Origin of the sequence: Streptomyces sp. x-19 (assembly GCF_046549115.1) — a bacterium.
Lineage (GTDB): Bacteria > Actinomycetota > Actinomycetes > Streptomycetales > Streptomycetaceae > Streptomyces > Streptomyces albulus_C.
The window spans coordinates 374,784-389,870 of record NZ_JAJPWK010000004.1 but is presented as its reverse complement, the minus strand read 5'-3'; the positions used below and the strand labels follow the sequence as shown (position 1 = coordinate 389,870).

Annotated in this window: 14 protein-coding genes; 7 read left to right on the top strand and 7 right to left on the bottom strand. The window is 71.8% G+C overall.

Annotation, left to right across the window (positions count from 1 at the left end):
* Positions 1–97 precede the first annotated feature (97 nt).
* Complete coding sequence (locus ACLJT4_RS14245; RefSeq protein WP_411122673.1) at positions 98–367, top strand: response regulator transcription factor; 270 nt, start codon at positions 98–100, stop codon at positions 365–367.
* A gap of 7 nt (positions 368–374) precedes the next feature.
* On the opposite strand, the gene ACLJT4_RS14240 is transcribed toward ACLJT4_RS14245, so the two are convergent.
* Entirely contained in the window at positions 375–1,646 is a 1,272-nt protein-coding gene (locus ACLJT4_RS14240) for a cytochrome P450 family protein (protein ID WP_411122672.1), read from the bottom strand.
* 74 nt (positions 1,647–1,720) lie between these two features.
* Here ACLJT4_RS14240 and ACLJT4_RS14235 point away from each other — a divergent pair, with 74 nt between their 5' ends.
* From ACLJT4_RS14235 to ACLJT4_RS14220, 4 genes are all read left to right on the top strand, one after another.
* Positions 1,721–2,146, top strand: a complete 426-nt coding sequence (locus ACLJT4_RS14235) for a hypothetical protein (RefSeq protein WP_411122671.1) — start codon at positions 1,721–1,723, stop codon at positions 2,144–2,146.
* Between the two features lie 131 nt (positions 2,147–2,277).
* Positions 2,278–3,456 (top strand): acyl-CoA dehydrogenase family protein, encoded by a 1,179-nt coding sequence (locus ACLJT4_RS14230; RefSeq protein ID WP_411122670.1) that lies wholly within the window; start codon positions 2,278–2,280, stop codon positions 3,454–3,456.
* 73 nt (positions 3,457–3,529) lie between these two features.
* Positions 3,530–4,114: a short chain dehydrogenase gene (locus ACLJT4_RS14225; protein ID WP_411122669.1), complete on the top strand. Its 585-nt coding sequence runs from the start codon at positions 3,530–3,532 to the stop codon at positions 4,112–4,114.
* Between the two features lie 405 nt (positions 4,115–4,519).
* A complete protein-coding gene (locus tag ACLJT4_RS14220; protein WP_411122668.1) occupies positions 4,520–5,914 on the top strand; it encodes a M14 family zinc carboxypeptidase in 1,395 nt (464 codons plus the stop codon).
* Between the two features lie 43 nt (positions 5,915–5,957).
* On the opposite strand, the gene ACLJT4_RS14215 is transcribed toward ACLJT4_RS14220, so the two are convergent.
* The 5 genes from ACLJT4_RS14215 to ACLJT4_RS14195 form a co-directional block, all read right to left on the bottom strand.
* On the bottom strand, positions 5,958–6,596 hold the full coding sequence (locus tag ACLJT4_RS14215) for a TetR/AcrR family transcriptional regulator (RefSeq protein WP_411122667.1): 639 nt from the start codon (positions 6,594–6,596) through the stop codon (positions 5,958–5,960).
* 298 nt (positions 6,597–6,894) lie between these two features.
* Entirely contained in the window at positions 6,895–7,626 is a 732-nt protein-coding gene (locus tag ACLJT4_RS14210) for a polysaccharide deacetylase family protein (protein ID WP_411122666.1), read from the bottom strand.
* Entirely contained in the window at positions 7,623–8,951 is a 1,329-nt protein-coding gene (locus ACLJT4_RS14205; RefSeq protein ID WP_411122665.1) for an MGDG synthase family glycosyltransferase, read from the bottom strand. The genes ACLJT4_RS14210 and ACLJT4_RS14205 overlap by 4 nt, the downstream gene beginning before the upstream one ends.
* 288 nt (positions 8,952–9,239) lie before the next feature.
* On the bottom strand, positions 9,240–10,253 hold the full coding sequence (locus tag ACLJT4_RS14200) for a M56 family metallopeptidase (RefSeq protein ID WP_411122664.1): 1,014 nt from the start codon (positions 10,251–10,253) through the stop codon (positions 9,240–9,242).
* A gap of 4 nt (positions 10,254–10,257) precedes the next feature.
* On the bottom strand, positions 10,258–10,683 hold the full coding sequence (locus ACLJT4_RS14195) for a BlaI/MecI/CopY family transcriptional regulator (RefSeq protein ID WP_411122663.1): 426 nt from the start codon (positions 10,681–10,683) through the stop codon (positions 10,258–10,260).
* Between the two features lie 522 nt (positions 10,684–11,205).
* Here ACLJT4_RS14195 and ACLJT4_RS14190 point away from each other — a divergent pair.
* Together ACLJT4_RS14190 and ACLJT4_RS14185 are read left to right on the top strand one after the other, a co-directional pair.
* Positions 11,206–11,439, top strand: a complete 234-nt coding sequence (locus tag ACLJT4_RS14190; RefSeq protein ID WP_411122662.1) for a cold-shock protein — start codon at positions 11,206–11,208, stop codon at positions 11,437–11,439.
* 526 nt (positions 11,440–11,965) lie between these two features.
* Positions 11,966–12,676, top strand: a complete 711-nt coding sequence (locus ACLJT4_RS14185; RefSeq protein ID WP_411122661.1) for a transglycosylase SLT domain-containing protein — start codon at positions 11,966–11,968, stop codon at positions 12,674–12,676.
* A gap of 98 nt (positions 12,677–12,774) precedes the next feature.
* Here ACLJT4_RS14185 and ACLJT4_RS14180 read toward each other — a convergent pair whose 3' ends face one another.
* Positions 12,775–14,733 carry a glycoside hydrolase family 5 protein gene (locus ACLJT4_RS14180; protein ID WP_411122660.1) on the bottom strand — a complete coding sequence of 653 codons (1,959 nt, stop codon included), beginning with the start codon at positions 14,731–14,733 and terminating at the stop codon, positions 12,775–12,777.
* Between the last annotated feature and the right edge of the window lie 354 nt (positions 14,734–15,087).

Below are 15,087 nucleotides of genomic sequence, written 5' to 3'. Positions count from 1 at the left end.
GGCCGGCCGTGGCGGCCCGCCGCACCAGCACCAGCTGCTGCGCCAGCCGCCTGCTCCCGCGGGTCAGGGGAGTGGAGCGTGGAATACCGGGTGCCCTATGAGTGCCCGGCCGGTCCGCGTGCTCGTCGCCGACGACCAGGCCGCGGTGCGCGACGGGTTGGTGACCATCCTTGAGCACGAGCCCGACGTTGAGGTGGTCGGCTCCGCCCTCGGCGAACGACGCACCCACCGCGCCATCGCCGAGTCCCTCCACGTCCCCGTCGCCACCGTCAAGTCCCATGCCAACAACCCCTTCGGCAAGCTCCGGGTCGGGAATCGGGCGGAGGCCGCGGCCCTGGTCGAGCGGGTCCGCGACCACGGCCTCTGACCCGGCGTCACCCAGCCGGCCCCGACACCGCCACCGGAAGCCGCCGCAGCGCGTGCGAACGGAACGACTGCCGCCACTCCAACTCCCCCTCAGGCACGGCGAGCCGGAGGCCGGGGAACCGTTCGAGCAGCGTGCCCAGCGCGACTCCGATCTCCATCCGGGCCAATGACGCCCCCAGGCAGTAGTGCAGGCCGTGGCCGAGAGCGAGATGGGACTTGTCGGCCCGGTGGACGTCGAAGAGCTCCGGCTCGGGATAGCGGTCCGGGTCGCGGTGGGCCGAGGCCAGTCCCAGCAGTACGGTGTCCCCGGCCGGGATCCGGACACCGGCGATCTCGACGGAAGCGGTGGGGAACCGCCGGACGGCCATCTGGTTCGGGTGGGCGTAGCGCAGCAACTCCTCGACGGCGTCCGGCATCAGTTCCGGCCGGTTGCGGAGCGCCGCGAGGTGCTCGGGGTGGCGCAGCAGGGTGAGCAGCCCACCACTGATGAGGTGCTGGACGTTCTCGGTGCCGGCCATCAGCAACAAGAAGGCCAGCGACACCAGTTCGTCCTCGCTCAGCCGGTCGTCGGCGTCCCGCGCGGCGATCAGCGAGGACAGCAGGTCGTCTCCGGGAGCGGCCCGGCGGGCGCGGATCAGCTCCAGCAGGTAGCGGTGGATGTGCTCGATCGCCTCGGCCGTGTCGCCGGGGCGCGCGGGCGCGTGCATGGCGGCGACCCAGCGGGAGAACGCCCTGCCGTCGACCTCGGGCACGTCGAGGAGGTGGCCGATGACGACCAGCGGCAGTGGGTTGGCGAACTCGGCGAGGAGATCGGCCGTCCCGTGTTGCGCGAGGCGCTCGGCCAGGCGGTCGGCGTAGTGCGCGGCCGCCGTCCCGACGCGGTCGCGGAGCCGTTCGACGTGCCGGGGCGTGAACCCTCGGGAGACCAGCCGCCGCAGCCGGAGGTGGTCGTCCGGGTCGATGTTGAGGAGGTTGGCGTCCAGGGCGGGCGGCAGGGAGAAGCCCTGGTAGCCGTTGCGGGAGCGTGCCTTGTTCACCGACAGGCGCGGGTCGGTGAAGGCGGCCCGGACGTGTTCCTCCCGGCTGACGAGCCAGGCGTGCGACCCGTCGGGCAGGACCACCTTCAGGACGGGGCCCAACGTCCGGAGCCGGGCGTAGACCGGGTACGGATCGCGGAAGAACCCGGCGTCGAAGGGCCGGTGGACATCCGCGGCGGATGCGGGGTCGGGGCGTCCGGGGGCTGCGCTTCGCGGGGTCCGCTCGGTCGCGGGTCGGTTCATGGTGACGGGCTCCGAGTGCTGTGGGGCGGTGGTCGGCATGGCCTTGGCCGGGTGCCGGACAAGGGCCGACGGCGATGATCGCAGAAGGCAACCCGCGGGCCGCCGCCTGCGTCTTCTTCTTGAGGCCCGCCGCGCCCGGCGGCCACCCGGTGACGGCCGACCGACGCACCGTCAACGGGCGGACCTACCCGAACGGTGGGACCGCAGGTACCGTCGCGCGCAACGAAGACGAAGGAGAGTACGTGACCGACAAGCAGTCCGACGCCCAGGAGCAGGCGCCGGTGGAGGACGTCCCGTGGTGGGCGACGCTGGGTCCGATAGGCGGCGGGGTGCTGATCCTGCTCGGACTGGGGCTCGGGGCGTTCGTCCTGCTCCGCGACTCCGACGGGTCGGACGACTGGCCGCACCTCTACGGGGCCGCCAAGGTCGTGGCCTTCGGCTGCGTGGCCGGCGGCACGGCGCTGCTCGCGCGCCGGCGCGGCCGCAACGAGGTCGAGTAGGCGCGGGCTCGACGCGGTGGCCCGGAACCGGTACACCGGCCGGTGCCATGTCACTACGAGGAGGGACCTGCGGGCCGCCGCGACCGTTGAACGGTCCGGGGACACCGCACCCACCGAAGGAGCGTCACCGCATGAGCACCCTCGACATCCTCTCCGCGGACGAGCGCCTGATCGTCGGCACCGTACGCGACTTCGTCGACGACCACGTCCGGCCGGTCGTCCGGGAGCTGGAACACGCCGACACCTACCCGGGCGCGCTGATCGAGCTGATGAAGCAGCTCGGCGTCTTCGGGCTGGCGGTCCCCGAGGCGTACGGCGGCACGCCGGTCTCCACCCCGTGCTTCGTCCTGCTCACCGAGGAACTCGCCCGCGGCTGGATGAGCCTGGCCGGCGCGATGGGCGGGCACACCGTGGTCGCCAAACTCCTCGTGCACTTCGGCACGGAGGAGCAGAAGCAGCGCTACCTGCCGCGGATGGCCACCGGCGAGGTCCGTGCCACCATGGCGTTGACCGAACCGAACGGCGGCTCCGACCTCCAGGCGCTGCGCACCGTCGCCCGCGCCGACCGCAGCGGCGGCGCCGACCAGTACGTCGTCAACGGCACCAAGACCTGGATCACCAACTCCCGCCACTCCCAACTGATCGCGCTCCTGTGCAAGACCGACCCGGCCGCCACCCCGCCCCACCGCGGCATCTCCGTCCTCCTCGTCGAGCACGGCCCCGGTCTGACGATCTCCCGCGACCTGCCCACACTCGGGTACAAGGGCGTGGAGAGCTGCGAGCTGGTCTTCGAGGACTACCGGGCGCCGGCCGACGCCCTGCTCGGCGGCGTCGAGGGCAAGGGGTTCGGGCAGATGATGAAGGGCCTGGAGACCGGCCGGCTCCAGGTCGCGGCCCGGGCGCTCGGCGTCGGGCGCGCGGCGCTGGCGGACGCGCTCGCCTACGCCCAGCAGCGCGAGGCGTTCGACAAGCCGATCTGGCAACACCAGTCGATCGCCAACTACCTTGCCGACATGGCCACCTCGCTCACCGCCGCGCGTCACCTCACCCTCCATGCGGCGCGGGAAGCGGACGCCGGGCACCGGGTGGACATGGAGGCCGGCATGGCCAAGCTCTTCGCCTCCGAAACGGCCCTGCAGATCGCGATCAACGCCGTCCGCATCCACGGTGGTTACGGCTACTCCACCGAATTCGACGTCGAACGCTACTTCCGCGACGCACCGTTGATGATCGTCGGCGAGGGCACCAACGAGATCCAACGCCAGGTGATCGCACGCGAGTTGGTCCGACGCGGCGGACTCGACGGCTGACCGCCCAACGGCGAGAACCGGCCGGCGCGAAATGCCGGTGCCGACCGCCGACCCCGCTGACATGATCGGCGCCATGAAGGTACTCGTCATCGGGGCGACGGGAACGATCGGCAGCGCCGTCGCCCAGGCACTGGAAGCTTCGCACGAGGTGGTCCGGGCGTCCCGCCGCGGACCGTTGCGCACCGACCTGGAGGACCAGTCCTCCCTGGACGCGCTCCTCGACGCCGTCCCGGACCTCGACGCGGTGGTCTGCTGCCCCGCCAGCGGCCCGTTGGTGGACTTGGCGACGGTGACGGACGACGCGTTCGTCGACGGCATCCAGGGCAAGCTGCTGGGCCAGGTGGCGCTCGCCCGGCGGGCCGTGCGCCACCTACGGGACGGCGGTTCCGTCACCCTGACCGGAGGCACCTTCGCCGCGCCACTGGCCGGCGGATCGCTGGGCGCCCTGGTCAACTCCGGCCTGGCCGGCTTCGTCCGCAACGCCGCCGGCGAACTGCCCCGACGCCTGCGCATCAACCTCGTCAGCCCCGGCTGGATCAAGGAGACCCTGGAGGGCATGGGTGCGGACGGCGCCGCAGGCACCCCGGTGGCCGAGGTCGCCCGCGCCTACGTCGACGTCGTGGAGGGCACGATGCGCGGACAGGTGGTCCGGCCGTGAGCCGACCCCTGACCGCGGACCGCGCGCCGCACCGGCCAGGTCGCCGAGCAGCGGACCGAGCGGCCCACCGGCGGTGACGGCCGGGCGTGGGCTCGACGCTGCCCGCCCGAAGGCCGCCGCGGCGGGAGCCGGCAGCAAGCCGGAAAGGGAAGCCGGTCGACCGGACCGACTCGACCGAACTCCCGTGCACCGCTGCTGACTTCACTTCCAAGGATGTCCGGGAATCCCCCTTCGCGACGGGGCCTCGGCAGGGCATCATGCCTGCGATTTGCCCCGTGGCATCAGCCGAGGCGTCCGGAGGGCCGCATGGTCCGGCCCTCCGGGAGCCGCCGCGGGCGAGACGTGCGCGAAAGCCGTGTCCCGCCCGTTCGCCGATGCCGACCACCCCCCACGGAAGGCCATGTCATGCCCCGGAAAGCCCTGGTGACCACGGCTGCGGCCGCGATGGTCCTGGCGCTCACGGCCCTGTCCCCGATGTCCCCGTCCGCCCTCGCCCGGGCCCCGCAACGCACCGACGCGTCCGGTGAGCGCACCGCCGTCGTCTACCGCGTCCCCACCCACGACCGGCAGGACGCCCAGAAGCTGATCTCCTCCGGATTCGACCTGATCGAACGGCGCCAGGGCGACGACCTGTTCGTCATGGGCGACCCGTCCACGGCGACCGGGCTCCGCCGGCTCGGCTTCACCCCCACCGCCGTCGAGACGATGCAGCAGCCGCTGGCCCACCAGCCCCGCGCGACCGGCGGCGGCGTCGACGACACCTACGACGGCGGCTACCACACCGTCGACGCGCACTACGCCCACCTCGACCAAGTCGCCGCCCAGCACCCGGACATGGCCAAGGTCGTCACCTACGGACAGTCCTGGCTCAAGCAGAAGGGACGCGGCGGACGCGACCTCAAGGCCATCTGCATCACCAAGATGAAGCAGGGCGACTGCCAGCTCAACCCGAAGGCGCCCAAGCCGCGCTTCTTCCTGATGAGCCAGATCCACGCCCGCGAACTCACCACCGGGGAGGTCTCCTGGCGCTGGATCGACACCCTGACCAACGACTACGGCAAGGACCCCAAGATCACCGCGCTGATGGACTCCACCGAGATGTGGGTCGTCCCGATCACCAACCCGGACGGCGTCGACATCGTCGCCCAGGGCGGTGACGACCCCATCCTCCAGCGCAAGAACGCCGACGACGCCAAGGGCAACTGCGGCCCCAACGGTCAGATCGGCGTGGACCTCAACCGCAACGCGGGAACCCACTGGGGCGGCGCCGGCACCTCCACCCAGCCGTGCAGTGAGGTCTACCGCGGCTCCGCCGCCGACTCCGAACCGGAGAACACCGCGCTGGAGGGCCTGTTCCGGAAGCTGTATCCGGCCGTGCGCACCGGCACCGGCGACAGCGATCCGGCGCCGGCCACCGCCAAGGGCCTCATGATCAGCCTGCACAGCGACGCGAGCATGGTCCTGCTCCCCTGGGAGGCCGACCACACCCTTCACACCGGCAACGACGCCGCACTGCGCGCCCTCGCCGGACGCCTCGGCTCGCTCACCGGCTACCAGTCCGGGCAGGCCGGCGAGATCCTCTACGACGCGTCCGGCGGCACCGACGACTGGACGTACGACAAGCTGGGACTGGCCAGCTTCACCATCGAGATCGGCGACAGCGACGGACGCGGCTGCTCCGGCTTCACACCGGCCTTCTCCTGCCAGGACAGCTACTTCTGGCCGAAGCTGAAGCCCGCCCTCCTCTACGCGGCGCAGCAGGCCACGGCGCCGTACCGGACGTCGGCCAAGGGCCACTGACGCCCTGTCCCGAGCGTGCTGTGCCGTCGACGTACCGACGGCATCAGCCCGCACGGATCGCGTAGTCGAGCGCGAGTTCGCCCAGCGTCTCCTCGACGACGTCGAGGAGCTCCAGCAGGGCGGCGGCGATCGTGGCGGGCTTCTCGCCCGCCACGATCCGCCGGCCGATCTCGCCGTAGACCAGCGAGTGGAACCAGCCGATCTGACTGGCGACCACGCGCGGCGTCTGGTCCCCGGGCGCCGCGCCGGTCTCCTCGGTCAGGACCGTGACGAGGGCGTCGGTCATCTGCCGGCCGAGGTCCTCCAGCCGGGCGGTGAGCGTGGGCGCGGCCCGCATCATCTCGAAGACGGGGCCGAAGCCCGCGGTCAGGCCCACCTTCCGGTCGCGCCGCCGCAGTTCGTCCCGCAGCCGGTCCAGCACCGCCCGCGCGGCGGACTCGCCGGGCTGCCGGTCGCGCACGATGTCGGCGAGCCGTTGCGGGGAGGCCTCGTCCGGCGGCAGGACCAGGTCTTCCTTCGCCGCGAAGTAGTTGTAGAGGGTGTTGACCGAGACGTCCGCCGCCGCCGCGACCTCGGCGATGGTGACCTTGTCGAAGCCCCGCGCCACGAACAGACCGAGCGCCACCTCGGAGATCCGCTGCCGCGTCTGCCGCTTCTTCCGCTCCCGCAGCCCTTCCGTCACGACACGTCCTCGGGCAGCCGCCTGGCGGACCCTCGCGCACACGACTCTTTCACTGTCTTCCACGTTCCCGCCGGCTCGTGCAGTCGATTCTCCCCAGGCCCTGCCCAGCGGCTCGGGGCGCTCCCGGGCACTCTCCGGACTCGCCGATTCCGAAGGTGTTTCGGATGCCTGATCTCCCGTCGGTGGTTCGTCGTGCCGGAGGAGAGCAGGAGAACAGGCACGCAGATGACCGGTGAACCGACGGAACGGAGGGCATGAGCAGGAGGAGTCTAGCCTCCGGCGGGTCCGTCCTGGCGCGTCACGTGGGGAGTCCGTGTTCGCGTAGGGGCCCGACGTGCCAGTCGTGAGCCTGGCAGGCGTCGAGTATCCCCGGCAGCGCCCGGAGGGTGGTGCGCCAGGAGCCGGTGGCGGAGGTGCAGTCGGAGTCGTGGAGCAGGATGGTGCCGCCGCCGCGCAGGTCCCGCAGAACGGTGCTCCGGACGGAGTGCGGGGTGGCCCGTTTGCGCCAGTCCTCGCCCCAGCAGGTCCACAGCACCGGGGTCAGCCCGAGGCGGCGGCAGGCGAGATGGGTCGCGGTGGTCATCACCCCGTACGGGGGCCGGAAGAGCGTCGGTGCTCGGCCGGTGACGTCGGCCACCGCATCGCGGGCGCGGGCGATGTCGTCCCGGGTGGCGCGGGGGCCGCGGAGCAGCAGGGGACGGTGGTCCCATCCGTGGACGGCGAGCTCGTGCCCGGCGTCGGCCATCTCCTTCGCCAGGCCGCGCGAACGGACCAGCATCGAACCGAGCAGGAAGAAGGTGGCCCGGATTCCGCGTGCCTCAAGGAGGCGGAGGAAGTGCGGGGTTGCGAGGTGGTCGGGTCCGTCGTCGAAGGTGAGGGCGACGTGGTCGGGATGGCCCTGTCCGGCCAGGCGGGGCATGGTGGCGTTGCGCAGCGGTCCGAACGTGGAGAGCACGGGTGCGGCGTGCAGGGCGGCGAGCCCCGGCAGGACCGTGGCCGAGGCGAGGAGCGCGGGGCGGGCCGGGGTCACCGGTCGTCCCGGTCCAAGTAGTGGGCGACGGTGGTGAAGTGGGCGGGGGCCTTGGCGTACGCGTAGGTCAGGGGTGCCGCGACGCCGAGCGAGAGGGTGGCTGCTGCGGTGGTGGCGGCCAAGGCGAGCCGCCGCCTGCCCGGCTGGCGCACCGCGGGCGACGGCGCGGTGGGTCTGGGCCGGCGTCCGATGCGGGCGGCGATGGCGGAGACCGGGCCGGAAGCGGCTCGGTGCAGGGCGATGCCTGCCTCGCGTTGGGCCGTGCCTCGTGGCCCGTGCAGAAGCTCGGTGAGCACGGGGCGCAGCCCTTCGGCGGTACGGATCCAGGCCGCCAGGCCCGCCTCCTCCAGCGCTCGGGCGTTGGTGCGGCCGTGGCCGGGGATGCAGCGGTAGCTGGCCACCGGTAGCCCGGAGGCGAATGCCTCCAACGAGGTCAACCCGCCGGCGTTTTGGACCAGCACGTCGCAGGCGTGCATCAGGCCGGGCATGTCGTCCACCCAACCGAAGGCGTGGGCGATGCCGTCCTGCCGCAGCTGCTCGGCGAGGGCCCGGTTTCGTCCGCACACCACCACCGGCATCGCGACCTTCGTCGCCCGTATCTCGGCGGCGGCCTGCCGTACCGCTCCGACGCCCCAGGACCCGGCTACCAGCAAGGCCAGGGGGGCGTGCTCGGGAAGGCCGAACCGGGCCCGCGCGGCGGATCGTTGCCCGCCGATGACGGGGGTGAAGCGGGCATCGGTGACCGGGCCGACGACGCTGACGGCGGCCGCGCCCTGGACGTGGGCCTGGGCCGCGGGTATCGGGTGCACGGCCAGGTGCGCGTCGATGCCGGGGGCGACCCAGAGGGCGTGGACGGAGAAGTCGGTCAGGAAGGTGAAGGCCGGCACCTCCAGTGCGCCGCGCCGTCGCAGCGTGCCGAGGACCTGGCTGGCTCCCGGGTAGGTCGAGACGACCGCGGTCGTGTCCTGCGGGATTGCGGCCAGGGTGCGGTGTTCGGCGCTGCGCAAGAGCGCTCGCCAGATCGCGCCGGGACGCGAAGTGTGCTCCGTGGCCTGGTAGAGGCGTTGGTAGCCCTCCGGTGCCCGGGTCAGCAACCGGAGGTAGGCGCCCCGCAGCAGCTGGCCGAGGTGTGCGGGCAGGAGGTCGAGGAAGTCGTACCGGTCCACCCGGTACCCCTGCGCGGTCAGCCGGGCGGTCAGACCGTCGGCCGCCCCGTCATGGCCTGCGCCGACGCTCGCGGAGATGACGACGATGCGGCGACTGCCCGTCTCCTGCGGTCCTGCGGGGGGAGGCGAGCCCGGCAGCAGTTCGTGACGCTCGGGCACGGTCGATCAGCCTCCTGACGGAATACAGGGCGCGAGGCGGGCACGCCCCGGTCGGGCGGCACCAGGCGCAGGCCGAGGCCGCGCTCATCGCGAATCCGAGCCATGACTGATCGCGACAGTGCCGAGGACCGAAGCTACTACATGATGTAGAAGTTGGGGAATGGGAGCCCTGTCCGAGGGGGCAGTGCACTCTCGAAGGCCGGGGCGTCGGGTCGCCGGACCGGGCAAGCGACCGGAGTGCGTGGAGCAGGACCGGCGGCGGGTGGGTGAGCGCGGCCGCGGCGCCGGCTACGACTGGTGCTCTGTGTGCCCTCGTCGATCCCGGTCCGTGCAGCACGCCCCCGGCCGGACGCCGTGGTCAGCCGGCCAGGGGCGCACGATGTCGAGGTACGCCGCACACCGTGCCCACTCTGCGTTGTCCAGCATCCGGTCGTTGTCGGATGCGGCATTGGCCAGGCTCGCGCAGCAGAGAACCAACAGCAGGCCGCCCGCCGCGAACGGCAGTCTCCGACGGGCAGGAGGCGGCGAGAGCAGGGCCTTCACCCGTTGCGGCACCGCCCCGCCGGTTACGGCCAGTGCCGGGGGGCGGGACGCGGCCGCCGAGGCGAGCGCGGCGCGCCCGACAGCCTGCGCGACGACCCTGCGGTCACCGACCCGCGCCGCGGCGTCCTCGTCGGCCCAACGCTCCAGGACGAAACCACCGGTGGAAGCCAGCGGCCACAGCAGCGGATTCAAGGCCGCGGCAAGCCGCCAGAGCACCTGGAAGGCATGGTGCCGCCCAGCCAGATGCGCCCGCTCGTGCGCGAGCAGGGCCGCACGTTCACCGTCGTCCAGGCAGCGCAGCATCCCCCGGGACACCACGATCCGCCCCGGCTTCCCAGGCAGCGCGAAGGCCAGCGGAACGTCGTCGTCGACGACGGCCAACTCCGCCCGCCCGGGCAGGTCGGCGCACTCCTGCCGGGCCCGCACCAGGTGGCGAACCTGGCGTACCGCGGCCACGCCCAACGAGACGACGCCCGCCGCCAGTGCCAGGGCGCTGCCGGCCGCGACGGCGAGGTAGACCGGGTCCTCGGCGCGCAGGACGGCCACGGACCAGTGCCCTTCCCTCGCGATCTGCGGAATCTGTGCCACGCCGGTGAACGCCAGCAGGGCGAGCGATCCGGTCCAGCCGACCGCGGTGACGAGCGCCACGCAGACCAACGCCCAGGCGGCCGGGCGTGGCCGCAGCCGACGCGCGAGGGGCGGCGCCAGCGCCGCGAGTGCGGCGGTGACGAGGACCGGGACGTAGACGCTGACCAGCACGGGGTCACCGATTCCTGGCGGAGCGCCCGCCCTCGGCGGGTGGTTCCCCGTGCCCGGTCAGCAACTGTTGCAGCAGGTTCTCGTCCTGCACGGACAGCTCCGAGACGAAACGGGCCAGCACCGCCTCACGGTCGGAGCCACCCTCCAGCAGCGAGTGCATGCGTTGGGCCGTATGAGACGCCTCGTCGCGGGCCGGCTCGTAGGCGTACCCGCGACCCTCGCGGTGCCGAAGGACCACGCCCTTGTCGTGCAGCCGCGACAGGATGGTCATGACCGTCGTGTAGGCCAGGTCGCCCGGCAGTCGCTCCTGCGTCTCGCGCGCGGTCAGCGGACCGTGAGCGGCCCAGAGCGTGGCGAGCACGTCGCTCTCCAGCTCACCGCGGGCCCGCCTGCCGGATCCCTGACGGGCCTCCTCGCCTCTTCCGCTCACCGCTATCGCCTTCCCTCGCCATCCGTCCGCACAGGCTACTCGGCCACCTTCCGGCCGCGATCCGCCTCCCGCGGTGACCAGGCAAGTGGGACAGCGGCCCTCCCGTGTGACGATGGCCGGCCTCGGTCCAAGGCACGGGCCGTCCTCTGCGGCTGAGGTCAAGCGGGAGTGCCGGGCATGGAGCCTCGGCGCAGGGCGGGGCCATGCTCCCCGCTGCCGCGAGTGTTCGTTCCGCATCCGGCCGCCCCGGGACCCAGGAGAAGAGGGGCGCTTCCAATCCTCCTTTGATGGCCTCGCGCATGTGCGGAGCAACGGCTCCGGAGGGCCGGATCGCCGGTGCCTGCAATTGACCGTTCCGCACGCTCTCGCATGCGGCCTGAGAGAGGTCCGGGGCCGCCGGGCAACAGTCGGCGGTCGTAGCGAACTTGATACGTCGGAGCAGGGTCCTCGCGGTGTCAGGAGGGGAAGGAACCCTCGTGAAAGTCAACGAGTTGCGCAATTGGGAAAGTCGGGGGTGAGCAGATGGCTGACAGGGGCAGCGGCGTCGTCCGGTGGTACAACCAGGCGCGAGGGATGGGGTACATCGACGGGGACGACGGCCGCGAGCTCAGGGTGGACGGTCGCGCCATCGAGGACGGAACCTTCGTCGTCGAGGGGCTGCGCGTGACCTACGTTCCGGTGGAAGACGAGAACGGCTGGCACGCGGAACACCTGAACATCGTCCGCCATCCTCCGGGAGCCACCGAGCGCGAGTGACCTGGACGAGTCGCCGCCTCGGGGTACGCGGGGGAGTCCGTTGACCCCGAGACGGCGACGGGCCGGCCCGAGTCCGCGTCCGGAGCCCGACCGCTTCGTGCGCGCTGGTCTTCGGGGTGGGCCGGGCAGGATGGACGAGCTCGCGGGCCACCGTGCCGCCCGGAGGTCGGTCATCGCCTCTCGCAGGTGGGAGGGGGTGCCGAGGCTCCGGCGATCGCGTTGGGTACGGTGCACCCCTGTGTACCCCCGTGCGCTGCGGGGTCGCCCGTCGTGCCAAGCCGAGGTTCGGTGAGGTGCCCCAGGCGGCGAACAGGGCTCTCGGCGGCCATCCCGGGTCGTGGTCGTCGGGTCTGCGGCGCTGGTGGCGGTATCGCGACGGGTGGGCGGGTGCGGTCGGTTCCCTCCTGTGGGAATCCTCACAAACGCTTGCTCAATTGCGCGATCATGCAACTATTGCGTGATTCAGCGCGTCCCATCCGTCATCGACACATCACTTCCGGATGAACCGACCAGACGGACTGGGCACATGCAAGAACAGCAAGCCGGAGCGACGGACCGCGGCCGGGTACGGCGGCAGGATCAGCAGCCCGCGTACCCCTCGTGGGACGCGTCGTCGCCCGCCACGGTGTACGGGGCTTCACCGGCGAGGCGGAGGGGCAGGCGCTCCGGCCGCCGAAGGGGTCGGGCGGCGCTGGCCTTCGGGGTCGTACTCCTCCTCGCCGCCGTCGGGGTCGTCTGGTGGCTGACCCGGCCGCCGACGCTGCCCACCATTCCCCCTCAGTACCTGGCGACCGTCCAGTCCGCCGCGAAGACCTGCCCGGAGTTGAGCGTTCCGATGCTCGCCGCGCAACTCGACGCGGAGAGCCACTGGGACCCGCGGGCGGATTCCGGCCAGGCCCAGGGCATCGCCCAGTTCCATCCGTCGACCTGGGCGGAGTGGGGCAAGGACTTCACCGGCGACGGCAAGGCCGACGTGTGGAACCCGGCCGACGCCATCCCGGCCCAGGGCGCCTACATGTGCCACCTGTTCAAGCAGGTCAAGGGCGTCCCCGGTGACCCCACCCAACTCGCCCTCGCCGCGTACAACGCGGGCCCAGGCGCGGTGCTCAAGGCCCGGGGCATCCCGGAGATCCCCGAGACGCAGAACTACGTCAACCGGATCGAGGCGCTGATCCCCAAGTACACCCAGACCTACACCAAGCAGATCAGCGCCTCGCCCAGCCCTCCGGGCAACTGACGACCACACGGTGCCGAGCGCCTTCCGGCTCCCTCCGGGGCGGCGACCTCCGCTCACAGCATGCCGGGGTGCCCCCGGGCCGGTCGGTGCGGGACGGATCAGGTGAGGGGGCGGCAGAGCAGGGCGTCGGGTCGGCCGAGTTGGAGCGACTTCCAGGTCATGGCGACTCCGGCGACGTACTCGTCGTCGGCGCACTGGCCCTTGTAGTCGTTCTCGGCCCAGTCACTGCCGTGGGCCCCGCCGGTGGCGGGACGGTTGTCACCCTGGTCGAACCACACGCTGTGGCCCTTGGTGGGCAGTGGGGCGGCGGAGGGCGCGCAGAGCAGGGAGGCCATGGCGGGGCCCTTCATGCCGTAGCCGACCGCGAAGCTGTTGACCGGGCACTGGAGCTTGTCGTAGCCGTTGGCCCAGTCGCCCTGCTTGACGTAGCGCTCGTCGTTGACCGTCTCCCACGCGCCCGCTGCCTTGGGCGGCTCGGCCACGTCGGTGCACAGGCCGCGGCCGTGGCTGCGGCTGAGTCCGATCAGCCGCTCGGTGTCGGGGCAGTTGCCCTTGGAGTTGCCCGGGCTCCAGTCGGCCTTGGCGAGCATGGTGCGGGAGAGGTTCCAGTCCCCGTGATCGATGTCGACGATGTTCCAGTGGTTCGCCGGGGCGATGCGGCCGGTCTTGGCGGGGGCGTTGACGAGCTTGTTCCAGTCGGTGGCCCGCCAGTCGCCGTCGTCCTCGACGCCGAGCTTCTTCCCGGACGCGTCGTAGGAGAGCAACGCCCAGTTGTCGTTCGGCGTGCCCTTGTCGTCGCTCCAGCCCACCAGCGGCCACTGGGCGAAGTCGGTGTCGTTCTTCACCAGGATGTCGGTGAAGTTCTTGAACCAGGACTTTTCCTTGGCGTCGGTGGAGCCGCGCCCGGCGGCGCCGAACTCGCTGACCCACACCGGGGCGGTGAAGTGCTTGCCTTGCTCGGTGACGAACAGCCCCTCGTCGTTCACGACCTGGGCGAGCTGGTCGGGGGTGAAGTCCTCGTAGCGCGGATCGCCGGTTGCTCCCGGACCACTGCCGGCACCGGTGTTGGCCGGCCCGGTGTAGCCGTAGAAGTGCACCGCGTAGACCAGCTTGTTCGAGTCGATCAGGGTGTGGGAGAGGGTGCGGACCGGCTTGAGGTCCGGACGTTGGTGGGGGAAGGGGGCGGCGGGGATGCCCTGCCAGTTGATGCCCTCCATGAAGATCAGCAGGTCGGGGTCGGCTTGGAGGATCTCGTTCCCGGCCTGCTCGAAGGCGGTGTACTCGTCGTGCTCGTCGCCCCAGCCCCAGTTGGCGTCGTTCCAGGTGTCGCGGCGGACCTCGTTGCGCAGATCGGCTCCGACCACGCGCTTGTTGCCCTGGTAGCGCTTGGCCATGAACACCCAGTCGTCGATCCACTGCCGGGTCGACTGGCCGCTGTTCCAGCGCTCGTTGCCGTCCAGGCCGCAGCAGAAGCGGTAGCTGGTGGTGTGGTTGTTGAGGATCACCGCGAAGCCGTCGGTGGTCAGCGCCGCAATGACGGCGTCGAACACCTCCAGCGGCGTCTTCCCCTTGAGCTGCGGGTTGGCGGCGACCGCGCTGTCCGGGACCACGGACTTGTCGTGCAGCAGTGCGTTGGCGAACGGCAGCCGGATGCTGTTGATGCCGAGGCGGTGGAAGTCGGCCATGATCCGGCCGATCGGGGTGCGGTCCAGGCCGAGGGGGATGTTGTTCGACTTCTGGTGCGCCTGGTGGTTCGCGACGTCGTCGGCGTCGCCGCTTCCCACGTAAGTCCCCTGCGCGCCGGCCCAGTTGCCGGATTTGAGTTTGAAGCGGTCGCCGTCGGCATCGACGACGTACCGACCCCGCGTGCTGAGCGGGCCGGTCCACGAGGCCGCGAGCTCGTCGCCCGTCAACGCGACCGGAGCCGAGGCGGGAACGGTGCCTGGAGCGGCCACGGTCTCCGGAGCCGCCGCGGCCCCGGGGACGGCCACGGTCAGCAGCGCGATGGCGGCGAGCAGCGCGGGTATGCCACGCCTGACGGATCTGACGGTTCTCATGCAGCCCTCCGGGTGTGGTGGGGGGAAGGGAAGGGGCCGTGCGGGCCCTGGTCGTCGGCCCGGGCCGTGGCCTCCACCAGCCGGGACGTGTGCCCACGGCTGGCCGTGGACGATGGCACGGCCGTCGACGGTCACGGCCTGGCGTGGTCCACCACCCGCTCCTGGAGCCACAGTTGGCGGATCACCGTACACCGCGGCACGGTCGGTCGCACCACCCGGGACCAGGGTGGCCCCAACCGGAATGCGCCGACTCCAAGCTCCGGGTCTCTCCTCCAACCTCCGGGGCAAGTCCCATCCTGCAGGCCCTCGTTATGGGGGGCTTGTGTCAGGGTGCGCGAGACGACGAAGCCCGGG